The organism is Thermocrispum municipale DSM 44069, from assembly GCF_000427825.1.
In the GTDB taxonomy this organism is placed as follows: domain Bacteria; phylum Actinomycetota; class Actinomycetes; order Mycobacteriales; family Pseudonocardiaceae; genus Thermocrispum; species Thermocrispum municipale.
Genome location: NZ_ATYT01000024.1, coordinates 1 through 7,917, shown reverse-complemented (window position 1 = coordinate 7,917; position 7,917 = coordinate 1). Strand labels below are relative to the sequence as shown.

Sequence of the window (7,917 nt, the reverse complement as noted above, 5' to 3'; positions counted from 1 at the left end):
CCCGACGGCTTCCTGGTCATCGCTCCGGTCGCTACGGTAGCAACTCAGCGCAGACGGTGGGCCACTTTCCGGATACTTCACACAGGCTCGAGAACCATGTATTGCGCCCCTCAGCAGCACAGACGCAGTTGGAGACACGGACTCTACGGACGTCAGCCAGAACGTCGACCAGCTTCGCTGATGAGGGCCAGCGGCGCAGCACCTTACGCTGAGCTCCTTCTCACCAGGAGCGGTCCGAGGTCTAGCCACACGTCCACAGACGCATGCCGCGCAACAGCACCTGCGCCTCGCAGAGGCCCTTTCCATGTAGCGCGGGCGCAGCCGCACTCGACACGGCCTGACAGGCACCGCGTTAACCTTTTGTGGGCAACCTGCGACGAGGTGAAGCCTCCTCATATGAGGACCTCGTAGATCTTCTGCCGTTGAGGCCAGCCGTCCAAACACGATGCCCGCGGCTCCCCGGGGAGGCACTAGTCCAGAAGGTCAGGTCTGGCGAGTCGCACTGCAGCTTCAGCGCCCCCCAAAAACCAACTTGTCCTTACACCGGCGCGCGCTACCAAGTCTCGGTACGTCCGGAACTCTGAGCTTCGACGACCTCACCCAAGGCAGCGGACCCCACGGCCATCGACGACAACACCGGAGCTGCCTGCTGAGAACTGGACCTATGCGCCGCTCGATGTCGATAACGACGCCGTCTCGGTTCTTACCCCCGGTACACCGCTCGTCAGTTGGCCCCCTGGAGCGTGTCCAGTGCAGCAGCGGCCACTTCCTGAGCCACTCGACACGCGCCCTGCGGGTCGTCCTGGTTGATGACCATCGACGTGAGCGTCACATCGTCACTTAACCCAACCGTCACAGGGCATGTGCCTGAGTTGATGTCTTCCGCCATCCCAGCAATCACGGCCGGGTTTCCGGGATGCCCAGGAATGACCAGAGGTTGCAGATGATCAAATTGCCCCATCGACTTCCCACGGTATAGAGCTTCCAATCCCTTGAAACCATCAGCGGCAACTTCCCGTCGGACTGTTCCGATCATCACAGAGACCGAGGGGCCACCCGGCTCCACGGAATACCAGCTGCACCTGGGCCCACCGAGATCCTTTGCGATGGGACTTTCCAAATCCGGCTCACCCCTACCATACTCTCCAATGGACGAAAGGAACTTCTTCGCTATGAGGCGACACGGATTCTTCAGATACCTCTCCGGATCGAGAATCGTCTTCACTTTGGGAAAATCAACATGATCCGGCGATTGAGCGCCGGCAGATGCATCAGGTACCGGCTCTTCTATCGTTGGCACTCCAGATTTCTCACCGCAGCCTGCTAAAAAGGCGACAAGTAGCGCCCACGCCAACACACTGCGCATGACAATACCCCCAACTTTCCGTTCGATCGTACACGCCCTGAAAAAGTCCACGATCTTAGCCTCATCGCAACGCCCCTGAAGTCGCGCTCAACGCAACATACCTAAGATCCAGCAACTAGCGAAAGAAACGCGCTAGGTCGAGCCGATTCGATCGAACTCGGCGGCGCCGAGTCTCAGGTTCCAGCAATCAGCTACCACATAACCCATGGCTGCCCGTTCTCTCAAGTTCCCACCGAAGCTGGTGGCGCTTGGTGCATAAGTTCCCCTCCCGGCCAACTGAGCCTAAACGCGGTTCGATCACTTGCTATCCGACAGGGTGTCCAGTGCCGCAGCCGCTACTGTTTGAGCGTCTTCACACGCACCCTGCGAGTCCCTACGATCGATCACGATGACCGTCAACGTCAGATCTTCGGTCAACCCGACCGTCAGAGGGCATGAGCCATTGTTGATCCGACTAGCTTTCCCTGCGATCACAGCTGGATTTCCTGGGTGGCCAGGAATTGCCAGTGGTTGCAGATGATCTATGTCGCCCGACTCCTTTGATCGATACTCAGCCTCAATTCCCTTGAATCCATCGTCCGCGACCTCACGGCGCACCGTATCGATCGCAATGGTCACATCCGGTCCATCGATCCGCTTAGAAATCCACGTACAGCGAGGGCCGGTCAGCTTCTTGGCTGCCGTGCTGTCTGTATCCGGCTCCCCCCTGCGAAACTCCGCAATCACGTTGAGCGCACTCATCGGTACCAGCCGACAAGGATGGTCCAGATAAGGCGAAGGATCGAGCGGTGTCTGCACCTTCGGATATGCCACTGGTGGCGGTACAGTCAAACTATTCGACGACGATGGAAGTCCGCCGGCGTTCGGCTCAGAGCCGTCGCTGCAGGAAGCGACAGCAGACAACGCGACGGACGCAGCTACGAAGGCTGCAGACAACGCCACTCTAAATCTCATTCGAGTGACCTCACATCGCGGGCCTGATTCACCTGCTTCGAATTCATTGACTACCCTAGGCGTTTGACCTTCTACCGCAGCGCATTCAGGAAGCGGACCGAATCACGATACTCTAACTCGATCCTCGAACACTGCGAGATCGGCATGGTGTGTTTCGTTCGAAGTGTGGAAGCCATTGCCCGGAACCGCGAAGTTGCACGGGGCACTGCTCGAAGTGCCGCCGTGCTTGCTCCGCTCGCTACCCGTAGCAACTCAGCACGAGCATTGGGCCACCTTCCGGTCGGGTCCGCCGCTCCCTCAACTCCACACGGTCCGGCTAGCCGGGTGCAGGACTCTCGGTCGTAGCCCAACACTTCACTAACAGAGTCTCGCTAATCGCCCGCCGCCAGCATCGCCTCCAATGCAATGCTGGCCACCTTTTGCGCAATCAGACAGGCATTCTTAGGATCTTCTTCTTGGATGGTTTGCACAGAGAAGGTGAGATCGTCGGCAAGGCCAACACTGACAGTGCAAGTGCCGGCGTTGATATCTGAGGCCTGCCCGTAAACAACCGCGGGATACTCGGGACGACCAGGTAGCAACAACGGTTGAAGGTGATCAATTTTACCGGACTTCTTGGCTTGATAGATGCCTTCCAGTCCTTCGAACGCGGTGTCAGCATGTTGAGCCTGCAGGGTGTGGATGCGGATGCCAATGGTCGGCTCCCCCGTGCTCGCCGCGAGCCATGTACACCCCGGCCCGAGTAGCTTCTTCGCCGCATTGCTGTTCACGTCCGGCTGAGGGGATTTGACATGCCCGAACGAGGCAAGCTTATCTTCCGGCACTAGCCGACATGGATTCTCAGTAAACGGACCGGGGTCAATCGGCGAAACGACTCGCGGGGACAGCCGAGTAGATTGCGTATCCGTGGAGCTAGCGCGCCCCCCGTGAGTTCGGTCAGCATCCTCGCTTCCCGCGCAAGCGGATGCAAGCACCAGGCTCACACCCGTTAACCACGAAACGATGCTGCTACCGAGCCTTTGAAGCCACCTGCTCGCCCGAACAGTTGAGGACATATCGTCATCCGTACATCATCATCGGTTGGCCAACGTGCCGAACGTGGCGTTCGTAACCCTTCTGAGGGTACTTAAACGCTTCGAAGAGCGCCCGAATCGGTGATCGTGCTGTCAACGTCAATCTGGCACTAGTACTGCCGGTGACGAACGTGAATCGTTACCGACCCCTCACGTTCGACTCGACATGACAGGGGATCCAAGTTGGCCAGATACCTACTGGCGCTCGAAGTGGTCGATTTGCCCACGCCTTGGTATCCCCCATCAACCTTCCGACGACAGCGGCCACGTAGGTGGCTCACAGATGGACTGTCGATGACCTCGATAAGGCCGTACGGAGCGACGGCCAGTTAGCCCTTGGGCGATTGCGCTTCCCGCGTCGGGCGCGCCTCGACGCTCAGTGATCTTGAGGAAGATGGTCGTCGGGACGGCCTGGCAAGCGTTCTTCAGGCAGTGCGTCGGATCGGGCGTCGTCTGAACCCTCGGGTACTCCATGAGTGATTGTGGGATGAAGGACGCAGTGAGCACCTCGTAGCTTGCTGCGGGTCTGGGTCGCCATTCGCCGCAAGACACTACAGCCAAGATCACGCTACGGAGAGTTTTGATCTTCGGGGCACTGCCGCACCGGTGACCACACTCGTGCGTATGCCGGCGTGCGCACGTATGTAGCCGCACGCGGAACTCCGGCTACCTTCGGTGGCCTCAGTGCCGAAAGCGACGGGCTTCGCGGACATGGACTACGGCGCCGGGGAGTGTCACATGAGGGTCCCAGCACGTGTGAGCTAGCGTGCGCCCTGTTCGACCAATATCGCCCACGACGAAGTCGCTGTCCTTGCCGGTGTACCAGCCGTCATTTCCCACCTGCGAGTGTGTCCAGCACAGCAGCCGCCACCTTCTGGGCCCCTTCGCACGCCCCCTGCGGGTCCTCGCGATCAATCACTCTCGCCGTGAAGGTCAGGTCGTCAGCCAGTCCGACCGTTACTGGGCAGGAGCCATTGTTAATTCTGACGGCTTGCCCAGAGATCACTGCTGGATTGCCGGGATGCCCTGGGATCGCCAAGGGTTGCAGATGATCTATGTCGCCTGATTCTTTTGATCGATATTCGATCTCAAGCCCCTTGTATCCTTCATCTGCGGTAGCACGGCGTACCGTTCCTATCGTTATACCTACGGTTGGCCCATCAAGGTCCCTTGGAAGCCATGTACAACGAGGTCCGGTCATCTTCTTGGCGGCCGCGCTATCTGTGTCTGGATCGCCCTCGCGAAATTCCGCAATCGAGTTGAGCACACGCATCGGGACCAGCTGGCAAGGGTTGTCCAGGTAAGGCGACGGGTCGAGTGGAGTCTGAACTCTTGGATATTCAATCGACGTAGGGCCTGCGGAACTACTCGGCGTCGCTGAGGCGGAGCCGCTGGTCTGTGGGCCATCACCTTCACTACAGGAAGCTAGAACAGTCGACGTCGCCAGCAGCGCTCCCGCAACCGCTACCAGCCTTACGACATGTCCCATCCAAAACGGCTCGCGGGAAATCTGACTCTTCCACAGCTTTTCCTGCTTGCCCTTCCAAACCAGTTCGAGTTTCACAATGCAACCTACATCACGTAGCGTCTGACTTGATCAGTTATCACGAGATATCGAAGAGCGGATCGTGCGCTTCCAGATACTTCTTGCTCGCATACTACCTGCTCGCGCCGCCCCGCGAGAAGACATCCGACAAATAGCCCTGACAACTTCGATCAAACCACGACTTTTCATGACAGCCGAGGGCATCCCCTCCAAACTGGCGAAATGCTTGCCGTGATGACGCCCGGGCGTGTAGCCCTTGCCCGTCCAGCGCCTTGTCATCTCTTTCGCCGGCACCCTGGTGAGTCGTTGACCTGCCAGCCTCCCGTCGATCGCACGATCGTCACGTCTGGCAACAGAATCTTTCCTCAGGGCTGCAACCGCCGTGCTGCCTAATCGGCTTGCTTGAGAGTGTCCAGCACAGCGGCGGCTACATTTTGCGCCACCTCACACGCTTCTTTGACACTGTCAGCATTGTCAAGTGACGTATTGATGGTCAAGTCGTCAGAAATTCCAACATAAACGACACAAGCACGATTCTCGACCATGTCGTCTTGCTTCCCTGCTATAACGGCTGGGTAGTCTGAATGACCAGGGATCTGAACCGGCTGAAGATAGTCCATCGATCCCGACTTTTTCGATGCATAGAGGCCACCCAAGCCGCGCAACTCTGGCTGAGCATACTTCTGGTGGGGCGTATCAATGATGACACTGACCGCGCGGTCGAAATCTTCTTTGCCGTACCAAACACACGTCGGACCGATCAACTTTTGCGCGTGGCTACTTTCTACGTCGGGCTCACCTTTTTCAAAATCACCAAACCTGGCGAGAAATTTATCATCAACCAGCTGACACGGGTGCTTCAAAAAAGGAGTGGCATCGAGCGGGTGAACCACCTGGGGTACATCATCATTTCGATCGATTTGCGAAGACGCACCCTCGGTTGGAATCGCCCCCTTTTCAGTAGATTCCGAGCATGCGACCACAGAGAATCCGAAGAGCCCACACAGGAAGGCCGCCGCCAACAACCTTCGCGAAGTCACTGAACAGTGTTCCCAACCTTGTTGAACCATTTGCCAGCAGCATCGTCGTCTGACATCTTTGAATCCATCGAACCTTTAATCTGATCACAATAGGACCTGGCGTACTCTGCCGCCGACTTGTTCAACTCTCGCAGCGACTCCAAAGATTCGATGGTTCTTTTCACATATGCTTTACTGTAATCATCTGGGGAGAATTCTCTATGCAGAGCCCTAAGGGCGCGCCCAATCAGCATCTCGCGCCCTTTCATGCTGTTGGCCCGGTCTTCGAAGCGCTGGGCGATTGCCTTGGCTGTAGCTTCATCCGGAAACCGGAACCCCTTGCCGGTCGCCGCGAGCACAACCGAGTCGCCGATCGAGGTGCCGCCGTACTTCTTGCGCTGCTCCTCTAGTGACTGCAGGATGTCCGCCCAAATCCCCGATGAAGCTCATTGCGGCCCTCCCGACGGCTTTCTGGTCATTGCTCCGGTGGTAAGGCTCATCGCGTACCCGCCGACGGTGACTTCCCACGATCTCGGGAACCTGAAGGACCTCGCCACACTGCGCGGTGCCCTTCGGCGCGACGGGACGGCGCTTGCTCTGAGCCCAAGGCTCATATCAGAACCCTTCCGCCAGATGCCGCCTACGGTAGCAACTCGGCACGTACAAAGAGCTACGTTTAGCAAACTCCGTCGCTACCAGCAGAGGGATTGACGGCCCGAACGCGGCAAGCTCGACCCGCAGCCAGATAACACCCCGTACCAGGTTTTTCCCCGCAGAAGCGAGGAGCTCGAGCACGACGTCGACCGTGCTCGCTGCCCTCGGGAAGCTCCGACCTAGCGACAGCCCGTCCGGCCGCTCAGCGCCATCACAGTGGCTAGTTGGCTTGCTTGAGCGTGTCCAACACGGCAGCTGCAACTTTCTGCGCCACTTGGCATGCTTCCTCTGGATCGCGTCCTCCGTCGAGGGACGTCTTGATAGTTAGGTCGTCGGCAATTCCGACATAGACGACACAACGATTGCCCTCTTCCATATCTTTCCTATTTCCAGCAATAACCGCCGGATACCCGGGATGGCTATCAATTTCTACCGCCTGAAGATAATCGAGCGATCCCGACTCTTTCGAAGCGTAAACGCCGGCCAAACCTCGCAAATGCGGCTGCGCATACTTCTGATGGGGAGTATCAATGATCACACTCACAGCCCGACCGACGTCTTGCTTCCCATACCAAACGCAAGTCGGACCGATCAGCTTCTGCGCATGGTTACTGTCAACATCTGGTTCACCTTCTTCAAATTCACCGAATGCAGACAGTGTTTGATTATCTACCAACTTACACGGATCTTCGAGAAACGAACTAGCGTCCAAGGGTCGACTCACCTGAGGCACGCCATTGGATGAGCCGGGTTCAGACGATGGCGCTGGGGTCGGAATGGCATCCTTCTCTACCGATGGATCAGAGCAGGCGGCTATTGACAGCCCGAGGAGTCCGGTCAGCAGCGCGGGAACCAATTTCTTGGGAGCCATCAATCTACAGAATTCCCAACTTTGTCGAACCAGGTGCCCGCGTCCGTATCGTCTGCCATCTTCAAGTCCATCGCTGATGAAATCTTTTGCGAATACCGCTGAGCGTACTCGGACGCAGACATATTCAATTCTTTCAGCGCATTCAGGGAATAAATCGCATCCCGAACGTAAACTTTGCTGTAATCATCATCGGAAAACTTTCCACTCAGTGCGTCGATGGCCTTGCGGATCAGCAACTCACGCTGTTTCATGCTCTTAGCTCGATCCTCGAAGCGCTGCGCGATCGCCCTGGCCGTGGCCTCGTCCGGAAAGCGAAAGCCCTTGCCCGTGACGACAAGGCTGAAGGAGTCACCGATGGAGGTGCCGCCGTACTTCTTGCGCTGCTCCTCGAGTGACTGCAGGATGTCCGCCCAATCCCCGATGAAGCTCATTGC

General features: G+C 57.7%; 8 protein-coding genes. All 8 read right to left on the bottom strand.

The features are described from left to right. Positions 1 to 724: 724 nt before the first annotated feature. On the bottom strand, positions 725 to 1,417 hold the full coding sequence (locus YWM_RS25780) for a DUF3558 family protein (RefSeq protein WP_211232513.1): 693 nt from the start codon (positions 1,415 to 1,417) through the stop codon (positions 725 to 727). 246 nt (positions 1,418 to 1,663) lie between these two features. Continuing rightward, entirely contained in the window at positions 1,664 to 2,320 is a 657-nt protein-coding gene (locus YWM_RS25775) for a DUF3558 family protein (RefSeq protein WP_084612442.1), read from the bottom strand. 371 nt (positions 2,321 to 2,691) lie between these two features. Next, positions 2,692 to 3,375 carry a DUF3558 domain-containing protein gene (locus YWM_RS25770; RefSeq protein ID WP_084612441.1) on the bottom strand — a complete coding sequence of 228 codons (684 nt, stop codon included), beginning with the start codon at positions 3,373 to 3,375 and terminating at the stop codon, positions 2,692 to 2,694. Between the two features lie 847 nt (positions 3,376 to 4,222). Further along, complete coding sequence (locus YWM_RS25765) at positions 4,223 to 4,957, bottom strand: DUF3558 domain-containing protein (protein WP_084612440.1); 735 nt, start codon at positions 4,955 to 4,957, stop codon at positions 4,223 to 4,225. A gap of 371 nt (positions 4,958 to 5,328) precedes the next feature. Further along, a complete protein-coding gene (locus YWM_RS25760; RefSeq protein ID WP_084612439.1) occupies positions 5,329 to 6,009 on the bottom strand; it encodes a DUF3558 family protein in 681 nt (226 codons plus the stop codon). Beyond that, positions 5,976 to 6,317, bottom strand: a complete 342-nt coding sequence (locus YWM_RS26215; RefSeq protein ID WP_156914794.1) for a hypothetical protein — start codon at positions 6,315 to 6,317, stop codon at positions 5,976 to 5,978. The genes YWM_RS25760 and YWM_RS26215 overlap by 34 nt, the downstream gene beginning before the upstream one ends. A 515-nt stretch (positions 6,318 to 6,832) precedes the next feature. Beyond that, entirely contained in the window at positions 6,833 to 7,483 is a 651-nt protein-coding gene (locus YWM_RS25755) for a DUF3558 domain-containing protein (protein ID WP_084612438.1), read from the bottom strand. Continuing rightward, a partial coding sequence (locus YWM_RS26490; protein WP_043661320.1) for a hypothetical protein occupies positions 7,483 to 7,917 on the bottom strand: 435 nt, incomplete at its 5' end. The genes YWM_RS26490 and YWM_RS25755, both read right to left, overlap by 1 nt.